The 16,512-nt window shown below is 71.2% G+C and carries 15 protein-coding genes; 4 read left to right on the forward strand and 11 right to left on the reverse strand.

The genetic code is table 11. The features are described 5' to 3' along the window. Positions 1–28 precede the first annotated feature (28 nt). The 7 genes from ACIBCJ_RS08575 to ACIBCJ_RS08605 form a co-directional block, all read right to left on the reverse strand. Complete coding sequence (locus ACIBCJ_RS08575; protein ID WP_365979193.1) at positions 29–1,177, reverse strand: aldose epimerase family protein; 1,149 nt, start codon at positions 1,175–1,177, stop codon at positions 29–31. 65 nt (positions 1,178–1,242) lie between these two features. Then, positions 1,243–2,487, reverse strand: coding sequence for a multiple monosaccharide ABC transporter permease (mmsB, locus tag ACIBCJ_RS08580; protein ID WP_362099079.1), 1,245 nt, complete (start codon positions 2,485–2,487; stop codon positions 1,243–1,245). Beyond that, a complete protein-coding gene (gene mmsA, locus ACIBCJ_RS08585) occupies positions 2,484–4,043 on the reverse strand; it encodes a multiple monosaccharide ABC transporter ATP-binding protein (protein ID WP_362099076.1) in 1,560 nt (519 codons plus the stop codon). The genes mmsB and mmsA overlap by 4 nt, the downstream gene beginning before the upstream one ends. A gap of 32 nt (positions 4,044–4,075) precedes the next feature. Next, positions 4,076–5,185, reverse strand: a complete 1,110-nt coding sequence (gene chvE / locus ACIBCJ_RS08590; protein ID WP_362099073.1) for a multiple monosaccharide ABC transporter substrate-binding protein — start codon at positions 5,183–5,185, stop codon at positions 4,076–4,078. Between the two features lie 95 nt (positions 5,186–5,280). Next, the gene (locus ACIBCJ_RS08595) at positions 5,281–6,252 is read right to left on the reverse strand and encodes a hypothetical protein (RefSeq protein ID WP_365979194.1); all 972 of its coding nucleotides are present in this window, start codon (positions 6,250–6,252) and stop codon (positions 5,281–5,283) included. Between the two features lie 141 nt (positions 6,253–6,393). Then, on the reverse strand, positions 6,394–7,410 hold the full coding sequence (locus tag ACIBCJ_RS08600) for an alcohol dehydrogenase catalytic domain-containing protein (protein WP_362099068.1): 1,017 nt from the start codon (positions 7,408–7,410) through the stop codon (positions 6,394–6,396). Further along, complete coding sequence (locus ACIBCJ_RS08605) at positions 7,407–8,573, reverse strand: mandelate racemase/muconate lactonizing enzyme family protein (RefSeq protein WP_133885895.1); 1,167 nt, start codon at positions 8,571–8,573, stop codon at positions 7,407–7,409. Before ACIBCJ_RS08605 ends, ACIBCJ_RS08600 begins: the two co-directional genes overlap by 4 nt. A 214-nt stretch (positions 8,574–8,787) precedes the next feature. Between ACIBCJ_RS08605 and ACIBCJ_RS08610 the strand changes: the two genes are divergently transcribed. Continuing rightward, complete coding sequence (locus ACIBCJ_RS08610; protein ID WP_365979195.1) at positions 8,788–9,630, forward strand: hypothetical protein; 843 nt, start codon at positions 8,788–8,790, stop codon at positions 9,628–9,630. Between the two features lie 91 nt (positions 9,631–9,721). Here the strand turns inward: ACIBCJ_RS08610 and ACIBCJ_RS08615 are convergent, their stop codons facing one another. Further along, entirely contained in the window at positions 9,722–10,168 is a 447-nt protein-coding gene (locus tag ACIBCJ_RS08615) for a MarR family transcriptional regulator (protein WP_362507706.1), read from the reverse strand. 107 nt (positions 10,169–10,275) lie between these two features. On the opposite strand from ACIBCJ_RS08615, the gene ACIBCJ_RS08620 reads away from it, so the two are divergent. The 3 genes from ACIBCJ_RS08620 to ACIBCJ_RS08630 all read left to right on the forward strand — a co-directional run bounded on the left by ACIBCJ_RS08620 (position 10,276) and on the right by ACIBCJ_RS08630 (position 12,786). Beyond that, positions 10,276–11,298 carry an NADP-dependent oxidoreductase gene (locus ACIBCJ_RS08620; RefSeq protein WP_365979196.1) on the forward strand — a complete coding sequence of 341 codons (1,023 nt, stop codon included), beginning with the start codon at positions 10,276–10,278 and terminating at the stop codon, positions 11,296–11,298. Positions 11,299–11,459: 161 nt separating this feature from the next. Then, positions 11,460–11,879 (forward strand): organic hydroperoxide resistance protein, encoded by a 420-nt coding sequence (locus ACIBCJ_RS08625; RefSeq protein WP_133885903.1) that lies wholly within the window; start codon positions 11,460–11,462, stop codon positions 11,877–11,879. 82 nt (positions 11,880–11,961) lie between these two features. Next, positions 11,962–12,786, forward strand: coding sequence for an EI24 domain-containing protein (locus ACIBCJ_RS08630; RefSeq protein WP_365979197.1), 825 nt, complete (start codon positions 11,962–11,964; stop codon positions 12,784–12,786). On the opposite strand, the gene ACIBCJ_RS08635 is transcribed toward ACIBCJ_RS08630, so the two are convergent. The 3 genes from ACIBCJ_RS08635 to ACIBCJ_RS08645 all read right to left on the reverse strand — a co-directional run bounded on the left by ACIBCJ_RS08635 (position 12,758) and on the right by ACIBCJ_RS08645 (position 16,259). Further along, positions 12,758–14,047: a pyroglutamyl peptidase gene (locus ACIBCJ_RS08635; protein ID WP_365979198.1), complete on the reverse strand. Its 1,290-nt coding sequence runs from the start codon at positions 14,045–14,047 to the stop codon at positions 12,758–12,760. The two genes, ACIBCJ_RS08630 and ACIBCJ_RS08635, sit on opposite strands and share 29 nt — an antisense overlap. Positions 14,048–14,320: 273 nt before the next feature. Further along, positions 14,321–15,310, reverse strand: coding sequence for an aldose epimerase family protein (locus ACIBCJ_RS08640; protein WP_362099047.1), 990 nt, complete (start codon positions 15,308–15,310; stop codon positions 14,321–14,323). A 37-nt stretch (positions 15,311–15,347) separates the two neighbouring features. Next, positions 15,348–16,259, reverse strand: coding sequence for an SGNH/GDSL hydrolase family protein (locus ACIBCJ_RS08645; protein ID WP_365979199.1), 912 nt, complete (start codon positions 16,257–16,259; stop codon positions 15,348–15,350). Positions 16,260–16,512: the final 253 nt, after the last annotated feature.

Raw genomic sequence — 16,512 nt, forward strand, 5'->3', positions numbered from 1 at the left:
AGGAAATGTGCCCGAGGGTCGCCGCGGGTCACGCGTCGAACGAGTGCACCGTGGAGGTCCGGTACGTCTCGCCGGGCCGCAGCACGGTCGACGGGAACGAGGGGTGGTTCGGCGCGTCCGGGAAGTGCTGGGTCTCCAGGCACAGCGCGTCGCCCTGCCGGTAGAGGGAGCCCCCGGTGCCGGTCAGGGTGCCGTCGAGGAAGTTGCCCGAGTAGAACTGCAGTCCGGGTTGGTCGGTGGCGATGCGCAGGGTGCGGCCCGAGGCGTTCTCGCGCAGGGTGGCGATGTGCTCGGGGCGGTCGGTGATGCCCTTGTCGAGCACCCAGTTGTGGTCGAAGCCCTTGGCGGTGACCAGTTGCGGGTGGGCGTCCCGGATGTCCCGGCCGATCGGCTTGGCCCGGCGGAAGTCGAAGGGCGTGCCGGAGACCCGGGCCAGCTCGCCGGTCGGGATCAGCCCCGCGTCGGTGGGCGTGAAGCGGGAGGCGTCGATGGACAGTTCGTGGTCCTCGATCGAGCCGCTGCCCTCGCCGGCCAGGTTCCAGTAGACGTGGCTGGTGAGGTTGACGACGGTGGCCTTGTCGGTGGTGGCCTCGTAGTCGATGCGCCAGTCGCCGTGCCGGGTCAGGGTGTACGTCACCCTGGCCCGCAGCGTGCCCGGGTAGCCCATCTCGCCGTCGACGCTGGTGTAGTGCAGCACCAGGCCGGTGTCGGAGCCCCGGGTGAAGGGCTCCACGTCCCACACCCGGTAGTCGAAGCCGAGGGCGCCGCCGTGCAGGGAGTTCTCCCCGTCGTTGACGGAGAGCTGGTAGTCCTTGCCGTCCAGGGTGAAGCGGCCCTTGGCGATGCGGTTGCCGTACCGGCCGATCAGGGCGCCGAAGTGCGGGCTGCGGGCCACGTAGTCGTCGAGGTTGTCGAAGCCCAGGGAGACGTTCGCGTAGCGTCCCCGGCGGTCCGGGATCTCCAGGGACTGCACGACGCCGCCGTAGGACAGCACCTTCATTCGCGTGCCGCCGTTCTCCAGCGACCAGCGGTACACCTTCGTCCCGTCGGCGAGTCTGCCGAAGAGTTCCTTCACCGGTTTCCCGCCTCCCGACGCGTGCGCCGTGCCGCCGATCGCGGTGGCGGCCACACCGGCCGCGGCCGCCGACGCGATGACCGTTCGTCTGCTCAGTTCCATGTGCGGCTCCTGTACTTCCGTGAAGAGAAGCGGGCCCCGCCGTGAGTGGCGGGGCCCGAGATCCGTTACGAACCGACCCTGCGCTTGTTCCACACGTCGAACCCGACCGCCGCCAGCAGCACCGCGCCCTTGATGACCTGCTGCCAGTCGGTGCCGATGCCCACGAGGTTCATGCCGTTGTTCAGCACGCCCAGGACCAGGCCACCGATGATCGCGCCGAGGACCGTGCCGACGCCGCCGCTCATCGACGCGCCGCCGATGAAGGAGGCGGCGATGGCCTCCAGCTCGAAGTTGAGACCCGCCTTGGGCGAGGCCGCGTTGAAGCGGGCGGCGAAGACCAGACCCGCCAGGGCCGCGAGCATGCCCATGTTCAGGAAGACCAGGAAGGTGACCTTCTTGTCCTTCACGCCCGACAGCTTGGCCGCGGGCAGGTTGCCGCCGATGGCGTAGATGTGGCGGCCGACGATCGCGTTGCGCATCAGATAGCCGAAGCCGACCACCAGCACGCCCAGGATGAGCAGCACGATCGGGGCGCCCTTGTAGCTGGCCAGCAGCAGCGTGACCACGAGGACCGCGGCGACCAGCGCGACCAGCTTGAGCACGAACAGCTTGACCGGCGGCACGTCGAGGGAGAACTCCAGCTGCCGCTTGCGGTCGCGGACCTCCTGGTACACCACGAAGGCGATCAGGGCGAAGCCCAGCAGCAGGGTGAGGTTGTGGTAGTTGGTGTTCGGGCCGACCTCGGGCAGGAAGCCGTTGGCGATCTTCTGAAGGTCCTTGGGGAACGGGCCGAGGGTCTGGCCCTTGAGGAAGATCTCCGTCAGACCGCGGAAGAGCAGCATGCCCGCGAGGGTCACGATGAACGACGGTATGCCGAGATAGGCGATGAAGAAGCCCTGCACCGCGCCGGCGGCGGCGCCGATGGCCAGGCACAGGACCACCGCCAGTGGCCAGGGCAGGTCGTGGTTGACCATCAGGACGGCGGCCGTCGCGCCGACGAACGCGGTCAGTGAGCCCACCGACAGGTCGATGTGACCCGCGATGATGACGAGCATCATGCCGATCGCGAGGATCAGGATGTAGCTGTTCTGCAGCACCAGGTTGGAGACGTTGCGCGGCAGCAGCAGGTCGCCGTCCGACCACACCGCGAACAGCACCACGATCAGGCCGAGGGCCATCAGCATGCCGTACTGGCGCATGTTGCGGCGCATGCCGTCGAGCATCAGCTGCAACAGCCCGCCGCCGGAGGCCGAACCCTCATCGCCGGGCGGCGCCGGTGCCGGGGTCTTGGCGGTCACGTCCGTGCTCATCGGCTTACCTCTTTGTCCTTCTTGTCCTTCGTCATCTGCCGCATCAGCGCTTCCTGCGAGGCCTCGGCCCGCGAGAACTCACCCGTCAGCCGTCCCGCGGCCATCGTGTAGATGCGGTCGCACATGCCGAGCAGTTCCGGAAGCTCGGAGGAGATGAACACGACCGCCTTGCCCTCGGCCGCCAGGCGGTCGATGACCGTGTAGATCTCGTACTTGGCGCCCACGTCGATGCCGCGCGTGGGCTCGTCCAGGATCAGCACCTCGGGACCCGCGAAGATCCACTTGCTGAGGACGACCTTCTGCTGGTTGCCCCCGGACAGCTTGCCGACCGGCTCGAACACGGTCGGCGCCTTGATGTTCATGGACTTGCGGTAGTCCTCGGCGACCTGCCGCTCGCCGTGCTCGTCGACCACGCCCCGCTTGGAGACCTTGCCCAGCGCGGTCAGCGAGATGTTCCGGTTGATGGTGTCGATGAGGTTGAGGCCGTAGTGCTTGCGGTCCTCGGTGACGTACGCGATGCCGTGCCCGACCGCCTCGGGGACGGTCTTGGTGCGGATCTCCTTACCGTCCCTGAGGACGGTGCCGCCGGCGTGCCGGCCGTAGGTGCGGCCGAAGACGCTCATCGCCAGCTCGGTGCGGCCGGCGCCCATCAGTCCGGCGATGCCGACGATCTCGCCGCGCCGCACCTCGATGGAGACGTCGTCGACGACCTTGCGCTGCTGGTCGATGGGGTGGTGCACGGTCCAGTTGCGGATCTCCAGGGCCGGTGCCGCACCCTGCTCGGGCTGGTGCGGGGTGCGGTCAGGGAAGCGGTTCTCCAGGTCGCGGCCGACCATCCCGCTGATGATCCGGTCCTCGGTCGTCTCCGCCGCCTTCACGTCGAGCGTCTCGATGGAGCGCCCGTCACGGATGATCGTGACCGAGTCGGCGACCCGGCGGATCTCGTTCAGCTTGTGCGAGATGATGATCGAGGTGATGCCCTGTTCCTTCAGCTGGAGGATCAGGTCGAGGAGTTTGCCGCTGTCCTCGTCGTTCAGCGCCGCCGTCGGCTCGTCGAGGATGAGCAGCTTCACCTTCTTCGACAGCGCCTTGGCGATCTCCACCAGCTGCTGCTTGCCCACGCCGATGTCGGCGACGCGGGTCTCCGGGTGCTCGTCGAGACCGACCCGGCGCAGGAGTTCGGCGGCGTGCCTGAGGGTGTCGTTCCAGTTGATCAGTCCGCGCTTGGCGTGCTCGTTGCCGAGGAAGATGTTCTCCGCGATGGACAGGTACGGCACCAGCGCCAGCTCCTGGTGGATGATCACGATGCCGTGCTGTTCGCTCGCCCGGATGTCCTTGAACCGGCAGGTCTCGCCCTCGAAGAGGACGTCCCCCTCGTAGCTTCCGTGGGGATGGACGCCGGAGAGCACCTTCATCAGGGTCGACTTGCCGGCGCCGTTCTCCCCGCAGATGGCGTGGACCTCGCCCTGGCGAACGGTCAGCGTGACGTCCGACAGCGCTTTGACACCGGGAAAGGTTTTGACGATCGAGCGCATTTCCAGGACGGGTCCCGCCATGGTCGTGCCTTCCAATCCTTGAGGGGGCCCGGTTACTTGAGGTCGTTCGCGGAGTAGTAGCCGCCGTCGACGAGGACCTTCTCGTAGTTCGCCTTGTCGACGCTGACCGGCTGCAACAGGTAGGCGGGGACGACCTTGGAACCGTTGTCGTACGACTTGGTGTCGTTGACCTCGGGCTTCTTGTCGTCGAGGACCGCGTCGACCATGTTCGCGGCGACCTTGGCGAGCTGGCGCAGGTCCTTGAAGACGGTCTGGGTCTGCTGGCCCGAGATGATCGACTTCACCGAGGCGATCTCGGCGTCCTGGCCGGTGACGACGGGCATGGCCTTGCTGCCGGAGCCGTAGCCGTCCGACTTCAGGGCGGACAGGATGCCGATGGAGATGCCGTCGTAGGGCGACAGCACCGCGTCGACCCGGGCGCTGCGGTAGCTGGAGGTGAGCAGGTCGTCCATGCGCTTCTGCGCGGTGCCGCCGTCCCAGCGCAGCGTGGTGACCTGGTTGAGGGCGGTCTGCTTGGACCGTACGACCAGCTGGCCCTTGTCCATGTAGGGCTTCAGGACGTTCATCGCGCCCTGGAAGAAGTACCGGGTGTTGTTGTCGTCGTTGGAGCCGGCGAACAGCTCGATGTTGAAGGGGCCCTTCTTGCCCGCCTTCAGGCCGAGCTTGTCGACGATGTAGCCGCCCTGCAGCTCGCCGACCTTCTCGTTGTCGAACGAGGCGTAGTAGTCGACGTTCTCCGTGCCGAGGATCAGCCGGTCGTAGGAGATCACCGGGATGTCGGCGTCCTTGGCCTGCTGCATGACGTTGCCCAGGGACTTGTTGTCGATCGCCGCCACGATCAGCGCGTCCACGCCCTGCGTGATCATGTTCTCGATCTGCGAGACCTGCTGGTCCGGGTCGTCCTCGCCGAAGACGAGCTTGGTCTTGAAGCCCTTGCCCTTCAGTTCCTTCTCGACGTTGGCGCCGTCGGTGATCCAGCGCTCGGAGGACTTGGTCGGCATCGCGATGCCCACCGTGGCGCCGTCGCCGCCTCCCTTGTCCTCCTCGCTGCCGCCCTCGCTGCTCTGGCCGCAGGCGGTCAGCGTGAGGGCGAGCGAGGCGGCGGAGGCTATCGCGGCGAGTGCGGCTCTGCGGTTGCGCATGGTCATCATCCTTGATGTGAGGGCTGGGCCGGCGAGACAGGTGTGTGGGATTGTGCGCGGTCGTGTCGTCTTTTGAGAAGGGAGTTTCCGGAACGTTATGACGAGATCTCGAACCGGTTGAGCGTCCCCGGCAGTCGGGTGCCGAGCGGCGCCATGTCCCCGTCCGCGCCGTGCCGGGCGAGCAGGTCGAGGGCGAGCCGGCCGCGGCGCACCCGCTCCTTGGCGGTGGCCAGCGTCAGTTCCCGCAGGTGGTGCCCGTACGGATAGATCCCGGGCGCCTTGGAGAGGCCGAACTTCAGGTACAGCGGAGCACCGCGACGGATCAGTTCGGCGACCTCGTACATCCGCACGTAGCCGCCGAGGTCGTCCGGAGCCTCGATGTACATGTCCATCGGTGCGGCCGAAACGCGCCGTATTTCGGTCAGGTGATCCGTGGTCAGGTCGCTGGGCACGTTGATGGAGTCGGCGCCGAGCCGCTCGTAGACCGCGTACGAGGCCGGGTTGACCGGGCCGACGAGCGCCGACAGCTTCAGCGTGGTGTCGGCGGGCAGGAGGCCGCGGGACCGGGCCCGGTGCAGTGTCCACAGCACGCCCTCGTCGGCGACGAGCAGGCACGTGACGCCCAACTCGCATGCCCGCACGGCGTCTTCGACACATCCGGCGACCGCGGCGTGGCCGCGCGCACGAAGGCCCGCACCGCCCGAGTCGGTCCGGGTGGAGCCGCCGATGTCCCAGGTGCCGCGTGGACCGGTGAACAGGCAGAGCTCGATGTCCCGTTCGGCGGTGGCCTCGACCATCTCGGTGATCTCGGCGTCGGTCAGCATCCACACGCCGCTGCCCTGGCTGATCCGGTGGATCGGCACGTCGAGCCGCGAGGCCTCCTTGAGCACCACCGCCAGTGCCTCCGGCCCCTCGCAGGAAGGGACCTCGGTGCGCCACCGGCCACCGCCCGGGAAGGAGTGCGGCGAGGCGTCGGCGGGATCGGGGTCGGGCGCGGCCAGGCCGAGGGCGGTGAGGGCCTGCTCGCCGGGCCTGCGTGCGGCGGCCTTGGCGGAAGGGTCGGTCACGGGCGTTCCTTAGTGTTCGATATGTCGGACGAAGTTCGCGACGGCGGGTGCGGGCGGCTGCGGGAGAGGGGCGGGGCGTCCGGTCCGGTGGGTGTACGCCGGTGCGGGGGCCGTCAGGTCGCCCCCGCACCGGCGTACGGCTCAGGGGCCGGCGTCCGGGTGCAGCAGCACCTTGCCGACCTTGGGGTCGCCGGAGCCCACCAGCTCGATGGCCTCGGAGAACTCCGCGAGCGGCAGTTCGTGCGTCACCAGCGGCCGCGGGTCGAGCAGACCGGCCGCGAAGACCCGCACCGTGTGCGCCCAGGCGTCCGGCGGCGCCCCGAAGACGGTGTGCACCTCCAGCTGCCGTACGACCAGGTCGGTGGGGTCGAGCCCGTCGGCGCCCGGCGCCGGGATGCCGGTCAGCACCAGCCGTCCGCCCCGGCGCAGCAGAGACGCGGCCGTACGCGCGGCGTCCGCGGACCCGGCGGTCTCGATCACGACGTCGAAGTCGTCCGGCAGCGGCCGGTCCTTGGTGCGAAAGCCGGTCGCGCCGAACCGCCGCGACAGCGCCTCCCGGTCCCCGCGCGTACCGACGACCAGCAACTCGGCCGGGGACGCGGCGCGCAGGAACTGCACGGCGAACATGCCGAGCGTGCCCGTGCCGACGACGGCGACCCGCTCGCCGGGCCGGGCGTTCGCCTTCAGCGCGGCGGCGGCGATGCAGGCCGCGGGCTCCAGCAGGGCTGCGGCGGTGAGGTCGGCGTCGTCGGGCAGGACGTGCAGCAGCCGGGCGGGCAGGGTCAGCGTCGGGGCCATGGCGCCCGGCCGGGTGAACCCGGTCTCCTCGTACCCGGCGGTGCACAGCGTCGTCTCGCCCGCGTGGCAGCGGTCGCACACCTGGCAGTTGCGGAAGCCCTCGCCCACGACCTTCCGGCCGGCGAGCGAGTCCGGCACCCCGGCGCCGACCCGCTCCACCGTCCCGGACCACTCGTGACCCGGGGTGACCGGGTAACGCACGTAACCCTCGGGCCGGTTGCCCTGGTAGACCTCGCGGTCGCTGCCGCAGATCCCGGCGGCGTGCACCCGCACCAGCGCCTCGCCGGGCCCCGGTTCACGCGGCTCGTGCGGCACCAGCCGGTGCACTCCCGGCGCCTCGACGACGACCGCGCCGCTCATGCCCCGGTCCCCTTGGGGGCGCGCTTCTCCCAGCCCTCGGCCCACAGGTCGAAACGGGCCTGCTGCTGCGGGAACTCGGCCGCTGCGTCGGTGTCCAGCTCGACGCCGAGACCGGGCGCGTCGGAGAGGTGGAAGCACCCGTCCTCCGGGTCCACCTGCGGGGCGCCCTTCACGACCTTCTTGATCTCCGCGTCCGCGAAGTCGTTGAAGTGCTCCAGGATCTTGAAGTTGGGGGAGGTGAAGCCGACCTGGAGGGAGGCCGCGGTGAGCACGGAGCCGCCGACGTTGTGCGGGGCGACCAGCGTGTAGTGCGTCTCGGCGGTCGCGGCCAGCTTCCTGGTCTCCCAGATGCCGCCGATGTGACCGACGTCGGGCTGGACGACGTCCACCGACTGGTCCTCGAACAGCTCGCGGAACTCGATCCGGTCGTGGATGCGCTCGCCGGTGGCGACCGGGATGTCGACCTTCTCGGCGACCTTCCGCAGCGCCTTGAGGTTCTCCGGCGGGACCGGCTCCTCCAGCCAGGCCGGCTTGAAGGGGGCCAGTTCGCGGGCGAGCCGGACGGCGGTGGAGGGCGAGAACCGGCCGTGCATCTCCAGCATCAGCTCGGCGTCCGGCCCGATGGCGTCCCGCACGGCCTCGATCAGCGACACGGCGTAGTTCGTCTGCTGCTGGTCCAGCTCGAAGTGCCCGGTGCCGAACGGGTCGATCTTCAGCGCCCGGTACCCGCGCTCCATGACCCCCTGCGCGGCCTTGTGGTACGCCTCCGGCGTCCGCTCGGTCGTGTACCACCCGTTGGCGTACGCCTTCACCTTGTCGGTGACCCTGCCGCCCAGCAGCTGCCAGACCGGGACGCCGAGCGCCTTGCCCTTGATGTCCCAACAGGCCATCTCGACGACGGCGATGCCGGACATCACGATCTCGCCGGCGCGGCCGTAGTCGCCGTACTTCATGCGGCGGAACAGGTCCTCGACAGCGAACGGGTCGGAACCGAGAATGTGGTTGGCCTCGGCCTCCTTCAGATAGCCGATCAGGGCGTCGGTGTGCCCCAGCATCCGGGTCTCGCCGACTCCGGTGATGCCCTCGTCGGTGTGCACCTGGACGTAGGTCAGGTTGCGCCACGGCGTCCCGACCACGTGTGTGCTGATTCCGGTGATGCGCACGGCGGTTGCCCTTCACTCTGTTCGATATTTCGTCACTCGTTCGAAATGCTGGCGTGACAGTAAGGACGGGGCACTCGGAGTGTCAATGGGTCGGACACATAACGGTTTCGGCAGTTTGGACAGCGGGGGAGAGGCGCCCCAGGGCCCTTTCCCACACAACCTTCACAGTGGCCTCTAGGAACCCGCCCGCCCCGGAACTTAACCTTCCCGCGTCATGGACTTCTGCCACCCGTGCCGACGGCACCTCAACGGCGCCCTCGCCTGCCCGGGGTGCGGCACGCCCGCCGAACAACTCCGCGCGTCCGAAGCCCGCCTGACGGTGGGTGGAGCGACGCCGCCGCGCACCGCCGACGGGGCGGCCGTGGCCGGCGGGCGTCCCCGGCACGACCTCGGTGCGGGCCCCGGCGCCCACGCCGGGGGACGGCCGGGCATCCACGCCGGTGAGGATCCCGGTGCCGTCCCCCGCGAAGACCCCGGGCTGGGCCTGGAGGACGACCCCGAAGAGGACCCCGGCGACGCCGCGCCGCCCGGCGCCCGGTCCAGCCGCCGTGACCGCAAGGCCGCGGCACACCGCAGGCGCCGCCGACGCACCCTGTTCGTCGTCGCGGGCTTCGTCCTGGCGGCCGGCGGGCTGAGCCTCGCCGAACTCGGCACGGACGCCCCGCACTCCCCGCGGGAGCCGGCCGCGGCGGGCGGCGAGTCGGCGGACGGCGAGGCGACGAGAGAGGTGGGGGAGGCCCCGGCCGTCCCGGTCGACGACACCTCGGGCACGGACCGGACCCCGGGCGCACCGACCACCGGCGCGTCGGTGACGACAACGGTGTCCGCGTCCCCTTCGGCGTCCCCGGAGGCGACGGAGTCGACGACGTCGGCCGAGTCCGACCCGCCCGCGGCCTCCCGCCCCCGTACCTCGCACCCCGCCGACCCCGCGAACCCGGAACCGTCGTCCCCCGAGCCCTCCGACGATCCGCCCCCGGTGACCACCCCCGCCCCGCCGCCGTCCCCGGACCCGACCCCGACGGAGACCTGCGACCGCTTCCTGTGGTGGTGCACCTGAGCCTGCTCCGGCCGTCGGCCGTCAGCGGTCGGCCGTCAGCCGTCGGGCGTCAGCGGTCAGCCATCAGTCCTCAGTCGTCGGCCGTCAGTCCTCAGCCGTCCGTCCCCAGCATCCGGCGCAGTGCGTCCCGCAGCGCGACCCGCTCCGCCTCGGACAGTCCGGCCAGCGGTTCCCGGGCGAACCGCAGTGACTCCCGCAGCCCCCGTGCCACCCGGCGCCCCTCCTCCGTCGCCGCGGCGACCTTCACCCGGCGGTCGCCGGGATCCGGCCGCCGCTCGACCAGCCCCCGCGCCTCCAGCCGGTCCACGATCCCCGTGACGTTCGACGGCTCGCACTTCAGCTTGTGGGCCAGCTTCCGCATCGGCAGCGGCTCCAGCGACAGCAGGCTCAGCAGCTTGGCCTGCGCCCCGGTGAGCGCGCGCTCGGCCGCCGCCTCCTCGTAGTCCGCGTGGTAGCGGGCGACGACCTCGGCGATCAGCTGGACGACCTCGTGGGTGAGAGCGTCGGGTCGGAGCGTGGTGTCGCGTGGTGTGGCCATGGAAACCAGGGTACCCAGTTGTTTGACAACATGAAATGTTCAGCCGCATGGTTGTTTCAGGACATGAAACACCGCGGGTCTCACCCGCGCATCCAGGAAGGTGCCCCATGACCGACTCCCCCGCCCTCCCCACCGTCAACCGCGAATGGCACCTGGTCACCCGCCCGGTCGGCTGGCCGAAGCCGGAGGACTTCGCGCTCGTCGAGGCGGAGGTCCCCACCCCGGGCGACGGTCAGGTGCTGGTGCGCAACCGGTACGTCTCCGTCGACCCGTACATGCGCGGGCGCATGAGCGCCGCCAAGTCCTACGCCGCCCCCTACGAGCTGGGCAAGGTGATGCAGGGCGGCGCGGTCGGCGAGGTCATCGCCTCCAACGCCGAGGGGATCGCCGTCGGCGACCACGTCCTGCACTTCTTCGGCTGGCGCGAGTACGCCGCCCTGGACGCGAAGCACGCCGTGAAGGTGGACCCGGACGCGGCGCCGCTGTCCACGTACCTCGGCGTGCTCGGCATGACGGGGCTCACCGCCTACGCCGGTCTGCTGCGCACGGCCTCCTTCAAGGAGGGCGACTCCGTCTTCGTCTCGGGCGCGGCGGGCGCCGTCGGCAGCCAGGTGGGGCAGATCGCCAAGCTCAAGGGCGCCTCGCGGGTCATCGGCTCGGCCGGCTCCGACGAGAAGGTCAAGCTGCTCCTCGACGAGTACGGCTTCGACGCCGCCTTCAACTACAAGAACGGCCCGGTGAGCGAGCAGCTGCGGGCCGCCGCCCCGGACGGCGTCGACGTCTACTTCGACAACGTCGGCGGCGACCACCTGGAGGCCGCCGTGGGCTCCCTCAACCTGAACGGCCGCATCGCCATCTGCGGCGCGATCTCCGTCTACAACAACACCGAGCCCGCGCCCGGCCCGAAGAACCTCGCCCGGCTCATCCAGACCCGTGGCCGCATCGAGGGCTTCCTGGTCGGCGACCACTACGACCTCCAGCCGCAGTTCGTCGAGGAGGTCGGCCCCTGGGTCCGCTCCGGCGAGCTGAAGTACCGCGAGACGGTCGTCGAGGGCATCGAGAACAACCTGGAGGCGTTCCTCGGCGTCCTGCGCGGCGACAACACCGGCAAGATGATCGTCAAGCTCTGACGTCCACCGGAGGCCCGCTCGGCGGAGCGGCCGGCACCCGTCGGGGTGACCGGGCGACCGGGAGCGGGCTTCCCCCGGTTTCCGGCATGCGGTAGCGTCTTTCCGAAATCCGTCGTGATCGTGGGCGCGAGTCCCGGCGGACCGAGGAGGAAGACACCCTTATGCCCATCCAGCAGTCCGAAGTCCTCTACACCGCCGTCGCCACCGCCGAGAACGGCCGCGACGGCCGGGTGGCCACCGATGACGGCAAGCTCGACGTGGTCGTGAACCCGCCCAAGGAGATGGGCGGCAACGGCGCCGGCACCAACCCGGAGCAGCTGTTCGCCGCCGGGTACAGCGCCTGCTTCCAGGGCGCGCTGGGCGTCGTGGCACGCCAGGAGGGCGCCGACATCACCGGCTCCACCGTCACCGCCAAGGTCGGCATCGGCAAGAACGACGACGGCTTCGGCATCATCGTCGAGATCTCCGCCGAGATCCCGTCGGTCGACGCCGCCACCGCGCGGTCGCTGGTGGAGAAGGCCCACCAGGTCTGCCCGTACTCGAAGGCGACCCGCGGCAACATCACCGTGACGCTGGTCTGACCGGGACCGGGACCGGGACCGGGATCGGGCGCGGGAGCGGGCGCGGGAACGGGCCGGCGCGCCGCCCGGTAGAGTGCCGCCCATGCGTGATCTCGGGGCGGGATTCGGCCACCTTCTGAAGGGCCAGCGCTGGGTGGCCCGGCACGGCAGGAGCTACGGCTTCGGGCTCGTTCCGGGCCTGATCACCCTGGTCCTGTACGTGGGCGTGCTGATCGCGCTCGCGCTGTGGGGCGAGGACTTCGTCGGCTGGGCCACCCCCTTCGCCGACGACTGGTCCAGCCCCTGGCTCGGGCTCTTCCGCGGCTTCCTCACCGCCGTGCTGTTCGCCCTCGCGCTGCTCCTGTCCGTCCTCACCTTCACCGCGGTCACCCTGCTGGTCGGCCAGCCCTTCTACGAGGCCCTCTCCGAGCGGGTCGACCGCGACGTCTCCCCGGACGGCACCGCTCCCGAGTCCGGCCTGCCGCTCTGGCGCGAGCTGTGGGTCTCCGGCCGCGACAGCCTGCGGATCCTCGTGCGCGCCGCCGTCTGGGGCGTGCTGCTCTTCGCGCTCGGTTTCGTCCCGGTCGTCGGCCAGACGGTGGTCCCGGTGATCGGCTTCTTCGTCACCGGCTTCTTCCTCACCGAGGAACTCGCCGCCGTCGCCCTCCAGCGCCGCGGCGTCGAACTGCGCGAGCGCCTCGCCCTGCTGCGCTCGCGCCGCATGCTGGTCTGGGGCTTCGGCACCCCGCTCGGCGTGTCCTTCCTGGTGCCGTTCGTCGCGGTGTTCCTGATGCCGGGCGCGGTCGCGGGTGCCACCCTCCTCGCCCGCGAGCTGCTGGGCGAGGAGACCCGCGACGGCGCCGACGACCACTCGGGGGACACCGCCGCGGACTCGGCGGTCAGCCCCGGTCCGGCCCCGGGGCACTGACCGCCACGGCCACGATCGCCCGCGTCTGCGCCACGATGTCCAGCCGGTTGCGCACGAACCCCGGGTCGGTCACCGCCCCCGTAGCCGGATCGGTGTTCCCGTCCCCGAACTCCAGCACCGGCGTGTGCACGTGCCCGCCCGGCAGCGAGTCGTGCAGCCCGAGCCGGTCCCGGAGCAGCGTCGCGCGGTAGGCGATCTCGTTGGAGAGGTAGTCACCGCCGCCGCCCGCCCGGGCCGTCGAACCGGGCGTGGGACCGTCCGGACGCACGACGGGCTCGGTGCCTCCCGCCGGGATCTCGGTCACGCTCGTGTGGTCGTACACCGGGAAGCGTCCCGTGTCCGCGGCCGTGATCGCCGCGTGGAGCAGCGTGGTCGTCGTCCACTGCGGCTGCGCGGCCGGGCCGGTCACCGGGACGGTCTCCGTGCGGGAGACGCCGTCGTTGTCCGGGAAGCCGCCCCGCCAGGCCCCGTTGGTCCGCTCCACGTCGAACCGCCCGGCCCGGCCCTGGCTCACCGTGGTGAACAGGTCCACCCGCGGCAGGTACGGCCGCAGCGCCCGCTCCACCGCCCCCTCGGCGAAGTCCGCCCAGCGCACCGGGAAGACGGCCGTCTCCACCCGTGCGGGACCTTCCGGGGTGTCGATCACCGCGCCGTCCAGGGCGAGTGCGACGGCGCCGGACGGATTGGAGATCCGGATGTCGCGGTCCAGGGTGAACGGGTCGAAACCGGTGAGCAGCACCCGCTTCACGCCCTTGCCGCGCCCGTCCCGTACCTCGCGCGGCAGGCGCAGGTCGCGCTGACCCCGCGAGGTGCGCTCCAGCTCCGTCAGCAGCGCGGCCCGCTGCCGCTCGCCCAGCCCGAACGCGGGCTGCCACGTGCGCAGTTCCCGCGTCATCCCGAGCCGGGCCCAGTACAGCGGCCGGTCGTCGTCGCGGCTGAGGTCGCCGCGGGCCGGCCCGCGGCCCCGTACCCGGTCCACCGCCCTGCGCCACAGCGCCGCACCCTCGTGCGCGACGACACGCCGGGCCTCGCGGTAGGAGTCCGCCCGCCCGAGCTCCCGGGTGAACGCCGGTGCCACCTCCGCGAAGCCGGAGCGCCGCAGGATCTCCCGGGGCACGTCCCCGTCGAGCCGCCGCTCCTCCACGGTCGGTGCGGGCGCGGCGCCGCCCGCCGGGGGTGCCGCCGTCGCCGTGGCGGGGGCCGCGAGTCCCGCCACCAGGGCCAGTCCGAGTACGCCGATCCGAACACGTAGGGCTGTCAAGGGAGTCCAGGTCCTTCCGTCGCCGTGGGGTGCGCTGTGGGACGGCGGCAGTATCGCGTGACGGGAGGGGAGCGCGCCATGGCGCATGGCGACCGACTCGTGGCTGTTTGTGAAGGGTTCGTACGAACTTGTGATCGGGCGGGTGATCGCGGACCACCGGGACACCGCGACGGTTACCGTCGGACCCGGGACGCCGCCGTACGCGCGCCCCCGCGAACAGCCCCGGTCCGGAACCTGACGGCCGGGCCGGGGCTCAGTCCCCCTCGTCCGCTGCTACGCCTCCCGGCGCACCGAGAAGGCGTACACCGTCTCCGAGCGGAACACCTCGCCCGGCCGCAGCACCGTGCTCGGGAAGTCGGGCCGGTTCGGCGAGTCGGGGAAGTGCTGGGTCTCCAGCGCGATCCCGTCACCGGGCGCGAAGGGCTCGCCCAGGTGGTCGGCGGTGTACAGCTGGAGGCCCGGCTCGGTCGTCGCCACCGTGAGCACCCGCCCCGACGCCGGGTCGTACAGCTCGGCGACCTCCTCGGCGGCGTCCGTCACGCCCTTGTCCAGGACGAAGTTGTGGTCGTAGCCCGAACCGACCTTGCGCGCCCGCCGGAAGTCGAAGCGCGTGTCCGCCACGTCCTGCGGGTCGCCCGCCGGAATCAGGCCGGCGTCGACCGGCGTGATCCGGGAGGCGGCCAGCCGCAGTTCGTGCCCGCCCGCGTGCCCGGAACCGCTCAGGTTGAAGTAGCTGTGGTTCGTCGGGTTCAGCACCGTCGGCGCGTCCGTGACCGCCTCGTACGCGATCCGCAGCGCGCCCGACTCCTCCAGCGTGTACGTCGCCGACATCTCCAGGCGCCCAGGGAAGCCCTCCTCGCCGTGCGGCGAGACGCGGCTCAGCCGGACGCCGTGCCCGCCGTCCCCGACCGGGCTCACGTCCCACACGTGCTTGTCGAAGCCCCGCTCGCCGCCGTGCAGCGTGTTGGCCCCCTCGTTGGGCGCCAGCGCGTACGTCCGCCCGTCCAGCGGGAAGCGCCCGCCCGCGATCCGGTTGGCGTACCGCCCCACCAGCGCGCCGAGATAGGGCTCCGGGTGCGTCACGTAGCCGTCCAGGCCGGCGAACCCCAGCACCACGTCGGCGGTGTTCCCGTCCCGGTCCGGCACCTCGGCCGACTGCACGATCCCGCCGTACGACAGGACCCGTACCCGTACGCCGGCCCGCTCCAGGGTCCAGCGGTGAACCGGGGTGCCGTCGGAAAGTGTGCCGAAGAGTTCGCTCATGTGCGGAACTCTAGGACATGGCCGGGACATGCCCAGGTCAGGGCGACTTCGCGGTGACGGTGCGGTACGCGATCTCCGCCAGCCGGGCCTGGCCGTCCACACTCGGGTGGAACCAGTCCCAGTGGCTCAACTGGTCCGTGCCGAACCGGAACGCGTGCACCGCGCCGTCGTCGGTGCGGCACCGCCGGTCCTTCGCGCAGACCTCCCGCAGCACCTCGTTGTAGTCCGTCACCCGGTCCCGCACCGTGTTGCGCCGCAGGGTTGCCGCCGCGTCCATGGAGTCCGCGTCGCCCAGCATCGACGGGCACAGGCCCAGCTTCCACACCTGTTTGCCCAGCGGGTTGGTGCGCCCCTGCGACCACAGCCGCTTCAGGTCCGGGATGCTCGACACGTACACCTGCGCCTTGGGCAGCCTCTTGCGCAGGGTGGCCATCGCCTCCTCGAACTGGGCCCGGAAGTCCGCCACCGGGGTCATCGCCGAGGTCGTGGACCGGCACGCGTCGTTCGCCCCGGCCATCACCGCCACCAGCTGCGGCCGGCGCTTCGCCGCCCGCGTCACCTGGACGGTCAGATCGGACATCCGGGCCCCGGTGACCGCGTAGTTCCAGCTGTGCCCGGCCGCGTCCGCCTTCCCCAGCAGCCGCACGGCGAGCGAGTCGACCTTCGCGCTGCTGCCGGTCGCCCACGACACCTCGGGACAGTCCGACAGCACCGCGCAGGCGTCGAACCCGCGCGTGATGGAGTCGCCCACCGCGGCGACCGACTCCGGGCTCGTGTCCCACGCCGGGGCCGGCCTCGGCCGCTTCGACGCGCCCGCGGACGGGGCGGGGGAGCCGCCGCCCCCGGCGTCGCAGCCCGCCGCCCCCAGGACGGCCGCGGTCAGGACGGCGAGCGCGGCGCGCGTCCGGCGACGGCCGTACCGCGCCCCCTGGTCCGTCCCTCGTCCCATTCCGGTCCCACCCCTCGCCTCGTGTCTCCACCGTGCTCAACCCATGACACCGCGCGAGGGTTCCCGAGGGCGGCGATGCGACGGCTCACACCCGTACAAGCGTCCTGCCGGGTGAATGGCGGCGGTTTGTCGGCGGCGGGACCGACGGTACGTCACACTCCTTGCCCCGTCGCACGGTAGCCTCGCCCTACACGTGGCCGCCCCGGTCACGGCCGTTCCACCCGTTCCGAGATGTCCCGCTCAGCCCGGAGGT

Origin of the sequence: Streptomyces sp. NPDC051136, from assembly GCF_044455745.1 — a bacterium.
In the GTDB taxonomy this organism is placed as follows: Bacteria; Actinomycetota; Actinomycetes; order Streptomycetales; family Streptomycetaceae; genus Streptomyces.